A 16,024-nucleotide genomic window follows, 5' to 3' on the forward strand; every position below is an offset into this window, starting at 1 on the left:
GAGACGGGCGATGCGACTTGACCTTGTGCGCCGGCTCGCGCGGCCGACCAATGCGGCCTCCCGTACGGAGCAGGCCCTGCACCGGACCCTGCCCTTCGTCTACCGGCGCCTCGGCGGCGGGGTCCTGGCGCGGGCCGGGGTCGAGTTCCTGGCCTTCGGCGTCAAGCAGGCCTATGCCTGCATCTACGGCGCGCTGCTGCTGGCGCTGATCCTCGCCACCCGCTTCTGGTATCCGGAAGCGGTCGGGCTTGCGCGCTACGACTTTCTCTTCCTCGCCGCGCTGGCGATCCAGGTCTGGCTGCTCGCCGCCCGGTTCGAGACCCTCGACGAGGCCAAGGTCATCCTGATCTTCCATGTCGTCGGCACGGCGATGGAGGTGTTCAAGACGGCCGCCGGGTCCTGGGTCTATCCGGAGGAGAGCTTCTTCCGGATCGGCGGCGTACCGCTGTTTTCCGGCTTCATGTATGCAGCGGTCGGCAGCTATCTCGCGCGCGTGTCGCGGATCTTCGACTTCGCCTATTCGCACTATCCGCCGCTGTGGACCACATGGCTCTTCGCGCTGGCGATCTATGTGAACTTCTTCACCCACCACTACACGGTCGACATCCGGCTCGGCCTGTTCGCCGCCCTGTTCCTTCTCTACGGGCGGACCTGGGTGCACTATTCGGTCTATCGCTACCGGCACCGCATGCCCCTGGTGCTCGGCTTCTTCCTCGTGGCGCTGTTCATCTGGCTGGCGGAGAACATCGGCACCTTCGCCCGCGCCTGGAGCTATCCGGACCAGGCCAACGGCTGGACGCTGGTTTCCATCGCCAAGCTGAACGCCTGGGTGCTCTTGATGATCATCTCCTTCGTGCTGGTGTCGCTGGTCAACCGTCCGCGCCGGGAGCCTGCGGCCGCGGATCGGTGAACACCGACAACTCGCTCGCCAGCCGCTCGATCAGCACGCGCACCCGGCGCGGCTGCACCGTGCCTTGCGGATAGACGATCTGCAGCGCCGTGCCGCCGGCCGCGTAGCCCTCCAGCAGCTCCACCAGCGCCCCGCTCGCCAGATCCTCGTCGACGTCGCGGATCGACTTCAGCGCGATCCCCCGCCCCTGCCGGCACCATTCCCGCACGAGGCCGCCATCATTGGCGACGCGCCGGCCGCGCACCGCGACCCTGCGGATCTCGCCGTCGATGAGGAACGGCCATTCCCGATCGAGATTGCCGCCGAAGCGCATCAGGATGCAGTCGTGCCGGGCGAGATCCTGCGGATGCTCCGGCGCCCCGTGCGCCGCCAGATAGGCGGGCGAGGCGCAGACCGCGCGCCGGTTGCCGCCGAGCGAGCGCGCGCGCAGCGTGCTGTCGGCGAGCGTGCCATGGCGCACCGCCAGGTCGATCCCCCGGCCGACGAGATCGACATAACCGTCGGTCAGGTCGAGATCGATGGTCACATCCGGATGTTCCTCGAGAAACGCATCGAGGATCGGCACGATGCGCCGGCGGCCGAGATCCTCCGGCGCGCTCATGCGGATCGGGCCGGAAATCCGCTCCGCCCCGTAGCGGATGCGGTCCTGCAGTTCCGCCGCCTCGGCCAGCAGCCGCCGCGCGCCCTCCACCAGCACCGCCCCCTCGTCGGTCAGGGCGATCCGCCGCGTGGTGCGCAGCAACAGCGTCGCGCCATATTGCCGCTCCAGTGCAGCCAGCCGCTCGGAGACGGTGGCCGGCGACAGGCCGAGATCGCGGCCGCCGGCGGCAAGGCCGCCCTTTTCGACGATCCTCAGGAACAGTGCCAGGTTGTCGAGCATATTTATTCGGTTCTCCCGAATTATAATTTCGGATGCTAGCCGATTATCCGAAATCGCCGCAAGGACTAGATCCGGGACGAACCGTGCGGACCCGTTCCGCATCCTTTTCCGACGTCCAGGAGGCACCCAGCCGTGACATCCAACCTGTTCGATCCCCTGACCCTAGGCGAGCTGACGCTGCCGCACCGCATCGCCATGGCGCCGATGACCCGCGCCCGCACCACCCAGCCCGGCAACGTGCCCAACGCGATGATGGCCGACTACTACGCCCAGCGCGCCGGCGCGGCGCTGATCGTCAGCGAGGCCACGCAGATCTCGCCCCAGGGCCAGGGCTATTCCTTCACCCCCGGCATCCACTCGCCCGAGCAGATCGCCGGCTGGCGGCTGGTGACCGATGCCGTCCATGCGGCCGGCGGGCGCATCTTCCTGCAGCTCTGGCATGTCGGGCGGATGAGCCACGAGATCTTCCATGCCGATGGCAAGCCGGTCGCCCCGTCCGCATTGGCGCCCGATGCAAAGGTCTGGATCGTCGATCCGGCCACCGGCGAGGCCGGCATGGCCGACTGCCCGGTGCCGCGAGCGCTGGAAAGCGACGAGATCGCCGGCATCGTCGCCGACTATGCGCGCGCTGCGGAAAACGCCGTGGCCGCCGGGTTCGACGGCGTCGAGATCCACGGCGCCAACGGCTACCTGATCGACCAGTTCCTGCGCCGTTCGTCGAACCTGCGCGCCGACCGCTACGGCGGCTCGCAGGAAAACCGCATCCGCTTCCTCGTCGATGTCGCGGAGGCGGTGGCCGGCGCCATCGGCCCTGCCCGCACCGGTCTTCGCCTGTCGCCGGTCATCACCCAGCGCGGCATGGCCGACGACGAGATCATGCCGACCATGCTGATGGCCGCGCGCGAGATCGACCGGATCGGCCTTGCCTATATCCATCTGGCGGAAGCCGACTGGGACGATGCGCCCGAGACGCCGGACAGCTTCCGCATCGCGCTGCGCGAGGCCTATTCGGGCCGCATCATCGTCGCCGGCCGCTATGACCTCGCCCGCGCGCAGGCGATCCTTGCCGCCGGCCATGCCGATCTCGTCGGCTTCGGCCGCCCGTTCATCGCCAATCCCGACCTGCCGCGGCGCTTGCGCGAGAACCTGCCGCTTGCGCAGTTCGACCCGGCCACGCTGTTCGGCGGCGATGCGCAGGGCTATTCGACCTATCCGGCCTGGGAGGCGGCAGCATGACTATGCCGCTCTCCAACGCCGAAATCGCGGCCGGCATGGCCAACGGCCGAATCGGTACGGCCCTGGTGCTGGAAGACCGCGGCATGCGGGTCTGGCACCTGCGCCTTGCGCCCGGCGAGACGCTTGCCGCGCACCGTCATGACCGGCCGTATTTCTGGACCGCCCTGACCGCCGGCCAGGGGCGCTCGCGCTACGGCGACGGCAGCGTTGCCGACGTCACCTACCAGGCCGGCGACACGAGATATTTTCCCGATCTCGGCCCGCACAAGACTTTCGTCCACGACCTGACCAATACCGGCACGGCAGAGCTTGTCTTCGTCACTGCCGAGTTCGATCCGCACCCACAAGGATGACGAGCATGAAAGCCGTCGGCTTCACCCGCTATCTGCCCATCGACGATCCGCAGTCGCTGATCGATCTCGACCTGCCCAAGCCCGAGCCGCAGGGCCGCGACATCCTCGTCGCCGTGCGCGCCGTCGCCGTCAATCCCGTCGACACCAAGGTCCGCTCGCCCAAGGACAAGGTGGAGGACGCCCCGCGCATCATCGGCTACGACGCCAGCGGCGTGGTCGAGGCGGTCGGCCCCGACGTCACGCTGTTCCAGCCCGGCGACGAGGTCTACTACGCCGGCGACATCACCCGGCCCGGCACGAACCAGGAGTTCCATCTGGTGGACGAGCGCATCGTCGGCCGCAAGCCGTCGAGCCTGTCCTTCGCCGAGGCGGCGGCCCTGCCGCTCACCACCATCACCGCCTACGAGTCCCTCTTCCACCGGCTGCGCATCGACCGGGACGGGGCGGATGCGGGACGGTCGATCCTGATCATCGGCGGGGCCGGCGGCGTCGGCTCCATCGGCATCCAGCTGGCCAAGCGCGCCGGGCTGACGGTGATCGCCACCGCCTCGCGCCCGGAAACCGTCGCCTGGGTGCGAGAGCTCGGCGCTGACCACGTGGTCAGCCACCGCGAGCCGCTGGCCCCGCAGGTCCGCGCGCTCGGGATCGAGCATGTCGACCATGTGGCGATCTTCAACGACATGCGTCACTGGCTTGATGCGGTCGAGCTGATCCGGCCGCAGGGCTCCATCGTCACCATCGACGACACGCATCTGCCCATGCCGATGGAGCAGATGAAGACCAAGGCGGCGAGCCTGCACTGGGAGCTGATGTTCACCCGCGCGATGTTCACAACGCCCGACATGATCGAGCAGCACCGGCTGCTGACCTTCGTCGCGGGCGAGATCGACGCGGGCCGGCTGCGCACCACGCTCGCCGAAACGCTCTCGCCGATCAACGCCAGCACCCTGCGCGAGGCGCACCGGCGCATCGAGACCGGCACGGCGCGCGGCAAGATCGTCGTGGAAGGGTTCGCCGGCTAGCCCGGACAGGACGGGCCGGTTGCCGGGTTGCCGGCGCCGGCCCTGAAGTCCTGACGAGCCGGAAACGCCGGCTCGCGAAAAAGTGTCGCTGCTCGTGCGGCTGGACGCGGCGCCGCCGGTGGCCTATGCCACCTGTGACCTCTCTTCCATGCTCCGCCGACAGGACATCCCATGACATCTTGTGCCCTTTGCAATGCCGAAGGCGCGTCCGCCTTTGCCGTGACCCCGCGCGAAGACAGCGTGCCGCTTTGCCCGGTTTGCCGGGCGGGCGTGGAGGAAGGGCCGCAGGACGGGCCGCACTGGCGGTGTCTCAATGAGGCGATCTGGAGCCCCGAGCCGGCGGTTCAGGTTCTGGCCTGGCGCCTGCTGAAGGGCCTGCCGGAGGCGCCCTGGGCACGCGAGGCGCTGGAGATCGCCTGGCTGGAGCCGGACGTTCTGGCCTGGGCCGAGGAAGGCAGCGGCGCAGCACACGGCGAGGACGCCATCGTCCATGTCGACTGCAACGGCACGGTGCTGGCGTCCGGCGACACCGTCACATTGATCAAGGACCTGCCGGTCAAGGGCGCGGGCTTCACCGCCAAGCGCGGCACGGCGGTGCGCAAGATCGCCCTCGTCCCCGACAATGCCAACCATCTGGAAGGCAAGGTCGAGGGCCAGCGGATCGTCATCCTCTGCCAGTTCGTCAAGAAGGCCTGAGCCGGGTTTCCGGAGGGGCCGGTTCCCGAGCCCCTCAGGTGCCCAGCAGCAGCAGCACGATGCCGCCGGCAATCAGCACCGTGCCGACGATTTCGCCCGGCATCAGCTTCTCGCGGAAGAACCACCACGAGACGATGAAGGTGAAGATCAGCTCCACCTGCCCGAGCGCGCGCACATAGGCGACCTTTTCCAGCGTCATGGCGGTGAACCAGCCGGCCGAGCCGGCAACGCCCACCAGCCCCACCCAGACGGCGCCGCGCCAGTGGGTCAGGCTGGCGCGCAGCTGGTCCGGCTCGCGCAGGCTCATCCAGGCGACCATGGCCAGCGTCTGGAATGCGGTGACGAAGGCCAGCGTGAAGCCTGCCTGCATCAGGAAACCCGGACCGCCCAGCGCCAGCGAGGCGGCGCGGTAGCACACCGCCGAAATGCCGAACATCGCCGCGGAGGCAAGGCCGATCTGCGCCGGCCGCCCGGTCAGCGCCGTCAGCAGCGCGCCCGCGCTCACCGGCTTTCCGGCCAGCGACACGAAGATCACGCCGACCACGCCGACGGCGATGGCGACGCCCGCCAGCGGCGTGATCGTCTCGCCCAGCAGCACCAGGCCGAAGATCGCCGCCTGCACCGGCTCGGTCTTGGAATAGGCCGTGCCGGCGACGAAGTTTCTCAGCGAAAACAGGTAGACCAGCAGGAAGGTCGCCAGGATCTGCGCGATGCCGCCGATCATGCCGAAGATCGCGAAGGAGGCGTTCGGCTCGGGCAGCGGCATGCCGCCGACGACATGAAGCCCGGCAAGGTAGAGCAGCGCGAAGGGAACGCCGTAGCCGAAGCGCACGAAGGTGGCGCCGGTCGTGCCGAGCCGCGCCGTGAAGTGGCGTTGCAGGGCGGATCGGGCGTTCTGGCAGAAGGCGGCGAAAACCGTGATGGGGATCCACAAGTCCATGCGCTGCCACATACATGAAGCGGCCGGGACGGAACAGGCAAAAATGCCGAGTGGCCGGTCCCCCGCGCCGCCCGCCCGGCCTTGACTTCGCGAAGGAGCGGCGCTTAGGTCCGCGCGAAGAATTCCGACGCTTTCCCAGACACATTCTCCGGAGACCTGCGCGCATGACCACTGCCAATACCGACAAGGCGAAGCTCGCCTCCATCATCGACGCCGCCTTCGAGGACCGCGACACGATCAACGCCCAGACCACGGGTGCGGTGCGCGACGCGGTGAACGCCGCGCTCGACCTGATGGACCGCGGCCATGCGCGGGTGGCGGAGAAGGCCGAGGGCGGCGACTGGGTCGTGAACCAGTGGCTGAAGAAGGCGGTGCTGCTGTCCTTCCGCCTCAACCCGATGGAGATCATCAAGGGCGGTCCGGGCGATGCCACCTGGTGGGACAAGGTGCCGTCCAAGTTCGACGGCTGGCGCGGCGTCGACTTCGAGGAGGCCGGCTTCCGTGCGGTGCCGGGCGCCATCGTCCGCCGCTCGGCGCATATCGCCAAGAACGTCGTTCTGATGCCGTCCTTCGTCAATCTCGGCGCCCATGTCGGCGAAGGCACCATGGTCGACACCTGGGCGACCGTCGGCTCCTGCGCCCAGATCGGCCGCAACGTCCACCTGTCGGGCGGCGTCGGCATCGGCGGCGTGCTCGAGCCGCTTCAGGCCGGCCCGGTGATCATCGAGGACAACTGCTTCATCGGCGCCCGCTCGGAAGTCGTCGAGGGCTGCATCGTCCGCGAGGGCGCGGTGCTCGGCATGGGCGTGTTCATCGGCCAGTCGACCAAGATCGTCGACCGCGCCACCGGCGAGGTCTTCTACGGCGAGGTGCCGGCCTATTCGGTGGTGGTCGCCGGCACGCTGCCGGGCAAGCCGCTGGCGAACGGCGAGCCGGGCCCGAGCCTCTACTGCGCGGTGATCGTCAAGCGCGTCGACGAAAAGACCCGCTCCAAGACCTCGATCAACGAGCTGCTGCGCGCCTGATCGCAGCCAAGGTCGAGCAAGCTTCCGCGTGTCGCCGCGCCGTCAGGAGACGGCGTGGCGGACCGCCATCAGCGACTTCGGCAGGCCGATGAACCGTTCGGTCACCAGCTCGGAGTCCGGGAAGAGATAGCGCATCTGCCGGCCGTCCAGCAGGCGCGCATCCTCCAGCGACACCATCGCCTCGTCGAGATTGGCCGCCCGCGGGTAGAAGCCCGTGCGCATGGCCAGGTGGATCCGGTAGACCAGCGGATCGGGCAGCCAGTGCAGCAGCGGGAAGCGCGCATGCGGCTCGATCGGGAACCAGAAGCTCGGCGTCTGGATCATGTGGCTCGGCGCCAGCCGCCGCGCCTCGCGGGCGAAGGCCGACTTGTTGGCCCAGCTGCCGACATGCTCGATCACCGAATTGGAAAAGGCGACGTCGAAGGAATTGTCCGCATGCTCGGGCAGGTCGCAGGCGCTGCCATGCACCAGCTCGATCGGCAGGCTGCCGTCCGTCTCGGCCGTGAAGCCGAGATTGATGCAGGTGATGGTCACGCCGTCGAAATTCATCTCGTCGCGCCAGACGTGCCAGAATTCCGGCGTGCCGCCGAGATCGACGATGCGGCAACGGCCCTTTGCCGCGACATGGTCGGCGACCATCGCCTTGAGGCGCTGGACCCGTCGCTTGCGGAAGACATTGCTGGAGGAGGCGGGCGAAAGGCTGAACACGGATACTCTCCCGGCGGTTCTTGCGTCGTCGGCGGTGCGGGCAGACGTCCGACCACGGCCTTTTGCGTAGCAGCATTCCCATAACCGCCGATTAACGGGCAGGCAAAACGCCGCGATGGGCAGGACAATCCGGGAAGCGGCTTGATTGTCGGCCGCCGGCAGCCTACTTCGAAGGCAGCAGACAGTCTCCCGTCCAGGAAATTTCATGTCGCAGCCGCAAGCATATCCGGGCCCGCTGGGGCCGTTCTGGCTGTTTTTCAGTCCGATCGGGCGCGTCTCGCGCGAACCCTACATGCTGGCGCTCGGCTTCCTGTGGGCGGTCTTCGCCATCCCGGTCAGCCTATGGGTGCAGACCCTGGAGATTCCGGGCGACCAGACGGCGGTGGTGACGATGGAGGATTTCGTCAATTCGCATCCGCTGCTGCCCTACATGCTGTTCGCCAGCCACTGGGTCGTTCTCGCGCTTGCCATCAAGCGGCTGCAGGACCGAAACCTCACCGGTTTTCTCGCCGTGCTGATCTTCGTGCCGGTGATCAATTTCTTCTTCGTCATCGGTCTCGGCCTGATGCCGGGCGAGCCGGGGCCGAACGCCTATGGCCCGCGCCCCAACAGCCGCTGGGCCAAACCAACCTGACGCCCCCTTCCCCCTTGTCCCGTTCCAGCCCCTGCCAGCCGAAAGCCGCCTGCCCGTGACCGACCAGCCCCTTTCTGCCGCCGCCACCCTTGCCCGCGACCTGCTGCGCTGTCCGTCCGTGACACCGGCCGAGGGCGGCGCGCTCGCGTTGCTGGACGAGCGGCTGACGGCAGCCGGCTTCACCGTCGAGCGCATGGTGTTCTCGGACCGCGGCACGCCGGACGTGGAAAACCTCTTCGCCACCATCGGCACGAAGGGTCCGAACCTTGCCTTTGCCGGCCATACCGACGTGGTGCCGGCAGGCGATGCGGGTGCCTGGCGACACGGCCCGTTCGACGGGAGCATCGAGGACGGCATCCTGCACGGGCGCGGCGCGGTCGACATGAAGGGCGGCATCGCCGCCTTCGCTGCCGCCGCCATCGCCTATGTGGCGGACAAGGGCGATGCGCTCGACGGGCGCATCTCCTTCCTGATCACCGGCGACGAGGAAGGCCCGGCGATCAACGGCACGGTCAAGCTGCTGGAATGGGCGGCCGAGCGCGGCCACAGGTTCGACGCCTGCATCGTCGGCGAGCCGACCAACCCGGCGCAGCTCGGCGATGCGATCAAGGTCGGCCGGCGCGGCTCGCTGTCGGGCATCGTCACGGTCACCGGCGTGCAGGGCCATGTCGCCTATCCGCATCTGGCGAAGAACCCGGTCTCCGACATGCTGGCGCTGCTCGCCCGCCTCGACGCTCTCGTGCTCGATGCCGGCAACGAACGCTTCCAGCCGTCGAACCTGGAGATCACCACCGTCGATGTCGGCAACACCGCCTTCAACGTCATCCCGCGCAAGGCGGTCGCCAATTTCAACATCCGTTTCAACGACACCTGGTCGGTGGACAGCCTGAAGGCGCATCTGCGCAACGAGCTTGCCGGCGTCGAAGGGCTGACCTGCGACTGGCAGCTCGATTTCACCAGCGATTCCAGCGACAGCTTCCTTACCCATGATGCGGAGCTGATCGACGCGCTGGCCGATGCGGTGGAAGCGGAGACCGGCCGCCGGCCGGAGCTGTCGACGGGCGGGGGCACTTCGGATGCCCGCTTCATCAAGAACTATTGCCCGGTGGTCGAGTTCGGCCTGGTCGGCCAGACCATGCACCAGGTCGACGAGCGCGTGCCGCTGGCCGAGCTGGACGGCCTTGCCGCCATCTATCGCCGCTTCCTTGACAGCTATTTCGCCGGCTAACCGACACGCTTCTCCCCGCTTTCCCACTGCGAGCACCTGACGCCAAGTATCTTTGCGAAGGTGACGGGCGCACGCGTTCTTGTTTCAGTAGAGCTGCCGGTTGCAGTATCGGGAAACAAGAATGCGAGGGGAGGCAGGCAATGACGGGCGAACAGGGCAACAGCGCGAGCGAGGGGCAGCCCGTGCGGCGGCCGGACCCGACGCGGGTCAACGCCATCGGCTTCGATGCCATCGTCGATGCGCTCGGCGCGGGCATGCGCGACTTCCGCAAGGCGCCGCGCTTCGGCCTGTTCTTCGGCGCGGTCTATGCCCTCGGCGGCATATTGGTGCTGCTCACCGCCTCCGCCCTGCACATGAGCTATCTCAGCTATCCGCTGGCGATCGGCTTCGGGCTGATCGGCCCGTTCATCGCCGTCGGCCTCTACGAGGTCAGCCGCCGGCTGGAGACGGGTGAGCCGCTCGACTGGCCGGGCGTCCTCGGCGTCATCTGGGCGCAGCGCAAGCGCGAGATCGCCTGGATGGCCTTCGTCGTGCTCTTCGTCCAGATCATGTGGATGTATCAGGTGCGGCTGCTGCTCGCCCTGTTCCTCGGCTTCAAGTCGTTCGCCTCCTTCGGCGCCTTCGTCGAGGTGGTGGTGACGACGCCGGAAGGCCTGATGTTCCTGGTCATCGGCAATGCCATCGGCGCGGTGCTGTCGATCATCCTGTTCTCGCTGACCGTCGTCTCCTTCCCGATGCTGCTCGACCGGGACGTCGACTTCATCACCGCGATGATCACCAGCGTGCGCGCGGTCGTCACCAGCCCGAAGCCGATGATCGGCTGGGCGCTGGTCGTCACCGCGACGCTGATCGTGTCGATGCTGCCGCTGTTCGCCGGGCTGCTCGTCGCCCTGCCGGTGCTCGGCCACACCACCTGGCATCTCTATCGCAAGCTGGTGCCGCCCGCCCCGCAGGAGGACGAGGCCGGCCTTCAGTCGCCCGAGACCACGTCCCCGACCGCCTCGTCGCCATCCTCGACAACAGCTTCCCCCGCACCGGCGGCAAGCCCGGCACGATAGGCGGCAAGCGAGACCGCGTCCTCTTCCGCCGGGCGATAGTCGACCTGTGTCAAGTAGAGCCCGTCGGGCGGCGCCACCGGGCCGCAGGCCTCGCGGTTGCACGCCGCCAGCGCCTTTGCGACATCCTCCGGCCCCCAGCGACCCTCGCCGACCAGCCGCAGCGTGCCGACCATCGAGCGTACCTGGTTGTGCAGGAAGGAGCGCGACGAGCACTCGGCGATGATGCTCTCCCCCTCGCGGCGCACGCTGAAGGCTTCCAGCGTCTTCCACGGGCTCTTCGCCTGGCAGCGCGAATGGCGGAAGGTGGTGAAGTCGTGATGGCCGACAAAGACCTGCGCCGCCTCGTGCATCGCCGCCGCATCGAGCGGCTTCTTCACGTGCCAGGCCAGCCCCAGGTCGTGGGTCAGCGGCGCCAGCCGGTTGACGATGCGATAGCGGTAGTGCCGGCGGATCGCGGAAAAGCGGGCGTCGAAGCCTTCATACATCTTCTCGCAGGCGAGGATCGCCACCGGATCGGGCAGGCAGTGGAAGTTGAGCGCGCCCAGCACGGTGGCCGCCGGCCAGTCCTTTTCCAGATCGAGATGGGCCACCTGCCCGGTCGCATGCACGCCGGAATCGGTGCGCCCCGCGCCGCCGATGGTCACCGTCTCGCCGGAAAACGCCTTCACCGCCCGCTCGATCACCCCCTGCACGGAGGGACCGTTGTCCTGCCTCTGCCAGCCCACGAAAGGGCGGCCGTCATAGTCGACTGTCAGCTTGTAGCGGGGCATGGAACGAAAACGGCTCGCCGGTTGTCGCGGTTACTCGAAGGCCTCGAAGGGCGTGGCGAAGGTGACCTCGATCGGCAGGGCCGCCCGTGCGGCCTCGGTCAGCGCCAGCGCCTGGAAGGCTGCCCCCGCATAGGGGCCCGCGACCTTTTTCGCAAGCTCCACGTCGAAGCCGAAGCGCGGGTAATAGGCGGGCGGTCCCAGCACCAGCACCAGGTCCTCGCCCTGCTCGCGCAAGGCTGTGACCCCGGCGCGGATCAGCGCCGAGCCGACGCCGCCGCGCTGCCGGTCGGGGCTCACCGAGACCGGCGCCAGACACGAGATGGCAAGACGGTGCCCGGCGCCCGCTCCCGTCACCCGCGAGAAGGCGACATGACCGACGACGCGCCCGTCCCGGTCGACCGCCACCAGCTCGAGCACCAATGCGCCGCAGGAGCGCAGCTCGTCGACCAGCCGTGCCTCGCCCTCCTGGCCAAAGGCGGTGGCGGTGACGAGCGAAATGTCCGCCTCGTCGGCGGGCGTGGCGGGACGGATCTGGGGTTCAAGCGCGGGATGGGTCATCTGAATGGTCCGTTCGGCCTTGCGGCACCTGACAGTGATCTGCTTTGGCCGACATCATAGCCTGCCCGGCGGCCGCTTGGCGATGGATGACCCCGTTCACGAAAGCCGGGTGCCGGCGCTGAGCTGGGCGCCGCGCTGGAACTCGGCGGCCGGCATCGGCTTCTTACCGGCACGCTGCAGCTGCACCAGACGCACCGCGCCGCTGCCGCAGGCGACCAGTAGCTCGTCGCCGGCGGAAAGCAGCGTGCCCGGTTCGCCCGAGGCGCTCTCGTCCAGCGCGCTGCGCAGCACCTTCACCCGCTCGCTGCGCCCCGAAATCTCCACCTCGCACCAGGCACCGGGAAAGGGCGAGAGCCCGCGTACATGGTCGTGCACCTCGCGGGCCGGCCGCGTCCAGTCGATCCGCGTCTCGGCCTTGTCGAGCTTGCGGGCGTAGGTGACGCCCTCCTCCGCCTGGGGCGTCGGCACCAGGCCGCCGCGCGGCAGGGCGGCGAGCGCGCGCACCATCAGGTCGGCGCCCAGAACCGACAGGCGATCGTGCAGCTCGCCGGCCGTCATGTCCTGTCCGATCGCCAGCTTTTCGGCCATGTAGACCGGACCGGTGTCGAGCCCGGCTTCCATGCGCATCACCTCGACGCCGGTTTCCGCGTCGCCGGCCATGATCGCGCGGTTGATCGGGGCCGCACCGCGCCAGCGCGGCAGCAGCGAGGCATGCAGGTTGAGGCAGCCATGCACCGGAATGTCGAGCACCGCCTGCGGCAGCAACAGGCCGTAGGCGACGACGACGGCCGCATCGGGGGCGAGCTCGGCAAGGGCGGCGCGCTCCTCCTCGCTTTTCAGCGATTGCGGGCAGCGCACAGGAATGCCCAGCGTCTCCGCTGCCTGATGCACCGCCGACTTGCGCTCCTCCATGCCCCGGCCCGCCTTGCGCGGCGGCTGGGTGTAGCAGGCGACGACATCGTGACCCTGGCCGACGATCTCCATCAAGGTCGGAACGGAAAACTCCGGCGTTCCCATGAAGACGATGCGCAAGGTCATGATTTCTCCTTCGAACGGGCGAGCGGGGCTCGGCTTTCAGGGCTTTGAACGTATCAGGCGAGGCGCTTCATGCGAGGCGCTTCATGCAAGACCGGGCAACAGGGCCTTGAGGCTCGTCACCATCATCTCCATGGCGATGGCAGCCAGGATCATGCCCATCAGCCGGCTCATGATGCTGATCGCGGTGCGACCCAGAACCCGCGCCAGCAGCGGCGCGGCGAGAAAGGTGACCGAGAGCACGGCGACCATGGCGGCGAGCGCCGCCACCAGGGCGACCTGCTGCCCCGCTCCGCTCGCCTGCTCGCGGAAGATGACGATGGTCGAGATCGAGCCGGGCCCCAGCAGCATCGGCACGGTCAAGGGGTAGATGCCCGGATTGTCGACGCTCTGGTGATGCTGCTTTTCTGCGTCCGTGCCGGCCTGCGCGCTGCTTTCGCCGCCATGCAGCATGGACAGGGCGATCAGCAGGATCAGCAGCCCGCCGGCCAGGCGAAAGCCGTCGATGCTGATGCCGAACAGCGACAGCAGCGCCTCGCCGCCGAAGAAGACGACGAGCGAGCCGGCAACGAGGCCGAGCGTTGCGGTCAGGGCGACGGCGCGCTTGCCGGCGGCATCACGGTCGCCGGTCAGCGCCAGGAACACCGGCAGGTTGGCGACCGGGCTCATGATCGCGAAAAGCGCCGCGAAGACCTTGAGGAAGAAGGCGATGTCCATGCGTCCGGCTCCCGGGTCGCAGGTTCAGGCTGCAGCGCGGCTCAGGCCTTTTCGGTCAGCCGCGCCTGCTTCTGGAACTTCTTCACGACGCGGTCGCGCTTCAGCTTGGAAATGTGGTCGATGAACAGCACGCCGTTCAGGTGGTCGATCTCGTGCTGCAGGCAGGTGGCGAGCAGGCCGTCGGCCTCGATCTCGCGCTGCGCGCCCTCGCGGTCGAGGAAGCGCAGGCCGATGCGCTGCGGCCGCTCCACGTCCTCGTAATATTCCGGGATCGACAGGCAGCCTTCCTGATAGACGGAGCGCTCGTCGGATTCCCAGACGATCTCGGGGTTGATCACCACCATCGGAGCGGGCGTCTCGCCCTCGCGCGCCACATCCAGCACCAGCATGCGCGTCGGCACGCCGATCTGGATCGCGGCCAGCCCGATGCCCGGCGCGTCGTACATGGTTTCCAGCATGTCGTCGGCCAGCTGGCGCACCGCGTCGTCGACGCTGGCGACCGGCTCGCTGACCAGGCGCAGCTTGGGATCCGGCAGGATGATGATGTCTCGTTTCGTCATGGTGCTGAAATATGGGAGAAGGCCGCCCGCGTCAACGCGCGGATGCGCCCGGAACGCACGATTTCCGCGGTTTACGGCCCCTGCGAGAGAGCCGCCGGCGTCATGCGCGCCCCCGGCGCTCCTCTGCCCGCTCGCTGTGCCCGGTTGCCGCCCCCCACGCCTGCGCCGTTTCGCGGCAGCGACAAATGTTCTATCTTTGTTTCCATGGAGACGATTCTCTTCACCCTGCTCGGCCGGCCCGTGTCGCTCGGCGAGGCGCTGATCGGCGCCGCCTTGCTGCTGCTCGGCGCAGCGGTGCTGACGCTCGTCTCGGTATCGCGGCAGGCGGGCCGGGCGCGCGATGCCGAATGGCGGGCCGCCGAGCATGCGCGCGAGCTCGAGGCGCGGATCGCCGACCTGCTCAAGGTCCAGTCCGAGATGACCGGCCGGATGCAGACCATGGCCGAGGTCTTCGGCTCGCGGCAGGGCGACCTGATGCGCGCCGTCAACGAGCGGCTCGACGGCATGAGCCACAAGCTCGGCCAGTCGATGGCCGAGACCACCCGGCGGACCCATGACGGGTTGCGCCACCTGCACGAGCGGCTGGCCGTCATCGACCGGGCGCAGGCAACGATCCGCGACCTGTCCGGCCAGGTCGGGGCGCTGCAGTCTATCCTCGACAACAAGCAGGCGCGCGGCGCCTTCGGCCAGGGCCGGATGGAGGCGATCGTCCAGGACGCGCTGGCGCCGGGCGCCTTCAGCTTCCAGGCGACCCTGTCGACGCGCGTGCGGCCCGACTGCCTGATCCACTTGCCGAACGGCGCCCCGCCCCTCGTCGTCGACGCCAAGTTTCCGCTGGAGGCCTATAACGAGCTGAAGCAGGCGGAAGGGCCGGAACCACTGAAGCAGGCGCGCGCCCGGTTTCGCCGCGACATCGGCAAGCACCTGACGGACATTGCCGAACGCTATCTCATTCCTGGCGAGACCCAGGACACGGCCTTCATGTTCGTGCCGTCCGAAAGCATCTTCGCCGAGATCCACGAGCACTTTTCCGATCTCGTCCAGAAGGCACACCGGGTCCGGGTGGTCATCGTCTCGCCTTCGCTGCTGTTGTTGTCGATCCAGGTGGTGCAGTCGGTGCTGCGCGATGCGCGGCTGCGCGAGGAGGCACACCGGATCCAGGCCGAGGTCGCCCATCTCGTCGCCGACGTCGACCGGCTGGACGAGCGGGTCCGCAAGCTGCAGCAGCATTTCGGCCAGGCCGGCCGCGACATCGAGCAAATCCTCATTTCGACCGACAAGATCGGCAAGCGCGGCCGCAACATCGGCGATCTCGACCTCGCCCCGCCGCGCGGCGAGCAGGCTTTAGACGGCACCACCGACCGGACGGACCGGGCCGGCGCGCCGGCGACCGAGCCGCGCGGGCACCGGGACGAGGCGGCACGCCCCCTGCCCCTGGCCGGACTTCACGATCCGTACGCCGCCGACTGACGCCGTCTTACCTGCCGCGCATTATACGCCAGCCCGCCCCCTGCGGGGATAACAGCCCTCATGCGCCGACAGCCGGGGCCGGCACCGCACCGGGGACAGGACGGGGATAAGGCAGGCGGCGGATGGAAACAGGAGACCGCATCCTCGCTGCCTCCCACGTCCATCTGCCCCTTCTGCGCAAACCGCGGATTTGAGACGGAAAAATCAATTTCGTCCGATTTCAG

Annotated in this window: 18 protein-coding genes; 10 read left to right on the forward strand and 8 right to left on the reverse strand. The window is 68.3% G+C overall.

Annotated elements, in window-relative coordinates; translation table 11 throughout:
• The first annotated feature begins 10 nt into the window (after nt 1-10).
• Nucleotides 11-910, forward strand: coding sequence for a DUF817 domain-containing protein (locus tag ACVJ6E_RS21275; protein WP_120268463.1), 900 nt, complete (start codon nt 11-13; stop codon nt 908-910).
• Here ACVJ6E_RS21275 and ACVJ6E_RS21280 read toward each other — a convergent pair.
• The gene (locus ACVJ6E_RS21280) at nt 870-1,790 is read right to left on the reverse strand and encodes a LysR family transcriptional regulator (protein WP_097175653.1); all 921 of its coding nucleotides are present in this window, start codon (nt 1,788-1,790) and stop codon (nt 870-872) included. The two genes, ACVJ6E_RS21275 and ACVJ6E_RS21280, sit on opposite strands and share 41 nt — an antisense overlap.
• Before the next feature lie 132 nt (nt 1,791-1,922).
• Here ACVJ6E_RS21280 and ACVJ6E_RS21285 point away from each other — a divergent pair, with 132 nt between their 5' ends.
• From ACVJ6E_RS21285 to ACVJ6E_RS21300, 4 genes are all read left to right on the forward strand, one after another.
• Nucleotides 1,923-3,026 (forward strand): alkene reductase, encoded by a 1,104-nt coding sequence (locus ACVJ6E_RS21285; RefSeq protein ID WP_120268462.1) that lies wholly within the window; start codon nt 1,923-1,925, stop codon nt 3,024-3,026.
• Nucleotides 3,023-3,379, forward strand: a complete 357-nt coding sequence (locus ACVJ6E_RS21290) for a cupin domain-containing protein (protein ID WP_120268461.1) — start codon at nt 3,023-3,025, stop codon at nt 3,377-3,379. The genes ACVJ6E_RS21285 and ACVJ6E_RS21290 overlap by 4 nt, the downstream gene beginning before the upstream one ends.
• Nucleotides 3,380-3,384: 5 nt before the next feature.
• The gene (locus ACVJ6E_RS21295) at nt 3,385-4,401 is read left to right on the forward strand and encodes a zinc-binding alcohol dehydrogenase family protein (protein WP_120268460.1); all 1,017 of its coding nucleotides are present in this window, start codon (nt 3,385-3,387) and stop codon (nt 4,399-4,401) included.
• Between the two features lie 171 nt (nt 4,402-4,572).
• Nucleotides 4,573-5,097 carry an alkylphosphonate utilization protein gene (locus ACVJ6E_RS21300; RefSeq protein WP_120268459.1) on the forward strand — a complete coding sequence of 175 codons (525 nt, stop codon included), beginning with the start codon at nt 4,573-4,575 and terminating at the stop codon, nt 5,095-5,097.
• A 34-nt stretch (nt 5,098-5,131) separates the two neighbouring features.
• Here ACVJ6E_RS21300 and ACVJ6E_RS21305 read toward each other — a convergent pair whose 3' ends face one another.
• Nucleotides 5,132-6,037 carry an EamA family transporter gene (locus ACVJ6E_RS21305; RefSeq protein WP_120269208.1) on the reverse strand — a complete coding sequence of 302 codons (906 nt, stop codon included), beginning with the start codon at nt 6,035-6,037 and terminating at the stop codon, nt 5,132-5,134.
• A 164-nt stretch (nt 6,038-6,201) separates the two neighbouring features.
• Here ACVJ6E_RS21305 and dapD point away from each other — a divergent pair, with 164 nt between their 5' ends.
• Complete coding sequence (gene dapD, locus ACVJ6E_RS21310) at nt 6,202-7,062, forward strand: 2,3,4,5-tetrahydropyridine-2,6-dicarboxylate N-succinyltransferase (RefSeq protein WP_067339890.1); 861 nt, start codon at nt 6,202-6,204, stop codon at nt 7,060-7,062.
• 42 nt (nt 7,063-7,104) lie between these two features.
• Here the strand turns inward: dapD and ACVJ6E_RS21315 are convergent, their stop codons facing one another.
• Nucleotides 7,105-7,770: a class I SAM-dependent methyltransferase gene (locus ACVJ6E_RS21315; protein WP_199681134.1), complete on the reverse strand. Its 666-nt coding sequence runs from the start codon at nt 7,768-7,770 to the stop codon at nt 7,105-7,107.
• Nucleotides 7,771-7,975: 205 nt separating this feature from the next.
• Between ACVJ6E_RS21315 and ACVJ6E_RS21320 the strand changes: the two genes are divergently transcribed.
• From ACVJ6E_RS21320 to ACVJ6E_RS21330, 3 genes are all read left to right on the forward strand, one after another.
• Nucleotides 7,976-8,404 carry a DUF805 domain-containing protein gene (locus ACVJ6E_RS21320; protein ID WP_120268458.1) on the forward strand — a complete coding sequence of 143 codons (429 nt, stop codon included), beginning with the start codon at nt 7,976-7,978 and terminating at the stop codon, nt 8,402-8,404.
• A gap of 55 nt (nt 8,405-8,459) precedes the next feature.
• Nucleotides 8,460-9,632 carry a succinyl-diaminopimelate desuccinylase gene (dapE, locus tag ACVJ6E_RS21325; protein ID WP_491676527.1) on the forward strand — a complete coding sequence of 391 codons (1,173 nt, stop codon included), beginning with the start codon at nt 8,460-8,462 and terminating at the stop codon, nt 9,630-9,632.
• A gap of 140 nt (nt 9,633-9,772) precedes the next feature.
• A complete protein-coding gene (locus ACVJ6E_RS21330) occupies nt 9,773-10,690 on the forward strand; it encodes a DUF2189 domain-containing protein (protein WP_120268456.1) in 918 nt (305 codons plus the stop codon).
• Here ACVJ6E_RS21330 and truA read toward each other — a convergent pair.
• The 5 genes from truA to def form a co-directional block, all read right to left on the reverse strand.
• Nucleotides 10,603-11,460: a tRNA pseudouridine(38-40) synthase TruA gene (gene truA / locus ACVJ6E_RS21335; RefSeq protein WP_120268455.1), complete on the reverse strand. Its 858-nt coding sequence runs from the start codon at nt 11,458-11,460 to the stop codon at nt 10,603-10,605. The two genes, ACVJ6E_RS21330 and truA, sit on opposite strands and share 88 nt — an antisense overlap.
• 30 nt (nt 11,461-11,490) lie before the next feature.
• On the reverse strand, nt 11,491-12,018 hold the full coding sequence (locus ACVJ6E_RS21340) for a GNAT family N-acetyltransferase (protein ID WP_120268454.1): 528 nt from the start codon (nt 12,016-12,018) through the stop codon (nt 11,491-11,493).
• Nucleotides 12,019-12,114: 96 nt separating this feature from the next.
• Complete coding sequence (gene fmt / locus ACVJ6E_RS21345; RefSeq protein ID WP_120269207.1) at nt 12,115-13,050, reverse strand: methionyl-tRNA formyltransferase; 936 nt, start codon at nt 13,048-13,050, stop codon at nt 12,115-12,117.
• A gap of 87 nt (nt 13,051-13,137) precedes the next feature.
• Nucleotides 13,138-13,770 (reverse strand): MarC family protein, encoded by a 633-nt coding sequence (locus tag ACVJ6E_RS21350; RefSeq protein WP_120268453.1) that lies wholly within the window; start codon nt 13,768-13,770, stop codon nt 13,138-13,140.
• Between the two features lie 41 nt (nt 13,771-13,811).
• On the reverse strand, nt 13,812-14,330 hold the full coding sequence (def, locus tag ACVJ6E_RS21355) for a peptide deformylase (RefSeq protein ID WP_120268452.1): 519 nt from the start codon (nt 14,328-14,330) through the stop codon (nt 13,812-13,814).
• A 204-nt stretch (nt 14,331-14,534) separates the two neighbouring features.
• Here def and ACVJ6E_RS21360 point away from each other — a divergent pair, with 204 nt between their 5' ends.
• Nucleotides 14,535-15,800: a DNA recombination protein RmuC gene (locus ACVJ6E_RS21360; RefSeq protein WP_120268451.1), complete on the forward strand. Its 1,266-nt coding sequence runs from the start codon at nt 14,535-14,537 to the stop codon at nt 15,798-15,800.
• The last annotated feature ends 224 nt before the right edge of the window (nt 15,801-16,024 follow it).

This window comes from Stappia sp. G46H5W (assembly GCF_058448995.1).

Coding starts and splice junctions, on each gene's coding strand:
- ACVJ6E_RS21275 (WP_120268463.1), top strand. CDS start 11: ATGCGACTTGACCTTGTGCGCCGGCTCGCGCGGCCGACCAATGCGGCC.
- ACVJ6E_RS21280 (WP_097175653.1), bottom strand. CDS start 1,790: ATGCTCGACAACCTGGCACTGTTCCTGAGGATCGTCGAAAAGGGCGGC.
- ACVJ6E_RS21290 (WP_120268461.1), top strand. CDS start 3,023: ATGACTATGCCGCTCTCCAACGCCGAAATCGCGGCCGGCATGGCCAAC.
- ACVJ6E_RS21295 (WP_120268460.1), top strand. CDS start 3,385: ATGAAAGCCGTCGGCTTCACCCGCTATCTGCCCATCGACGATCCGCAG.
- ACVJ6E_RS21300 (WP_120268459.1), top strand. CDS start 4,573: ATGACATCTTGTGCCCTTTGCAATGCCGAAGGCGCGTCCGCCTTTGCC.
- ACVJ6E_RS21305 (WP_120269208.1), bottom strand. CDS start 6,037: ATGGACTTGTGGATCCCCATCACGGTTTTCGCCGCCTTCTGCCAGAAC.
- dapD (WP_067339890.1), top strand. CDS start 6,202: ATGACCACTGCCAATACCGACAAGGCGAAGCTCGCCTCCATCATCGAC.
- ACVJ6E_RS21320 (WP_120268458.1), top strand. CDS start 7,976: ATGTCGCAGCCGCAAGCATATCCGGGCCCGCTGGGGCCGTTCTGGCTG.
- ACVJ6E_RS21330 (WP_120268456.1), top strand. CDS start 9,773: ATGACGGGCGAACAGGGCAACAGCGCGAGCGAGGGGCAGCCCGTGCGG.
- truA (WP_120268455.1), bottom strand. CDS start 11,460: ATGCCCCGCTACAAGCTGACAGTCGACTATGACGGCCGCCCTTTCGTG.
- ACVJ6E_RS21340 (WP_120268454.1), bottom strand. CDS start 12,018: ATGACCCATCCCGCGCTTGAACCCCAGATCCGTCCCGCCACGCCCGCC.
- ACVJ6E_RS21350 (WP_120268453.1), bottom strand. CDS start 13,770: ATGGACATCGCCTTCTTCCTCAAGGTCTTCGCGGCGCTTTTCGCGATC.
- def (WP_120268452.1), bottom strand. CDS start 14,330: ATGACGAAACGAGACATCATCATCCTGCCGGATCCCAAGCTGCGCCTG.
- ACVJ6E_RS21360 (WP_120268451.1), top strand. CDS start 14,535: ATGGAGACGATTCTCTTCACCCTGCTCGGCCGGCCCGTGTCGCTCGGC.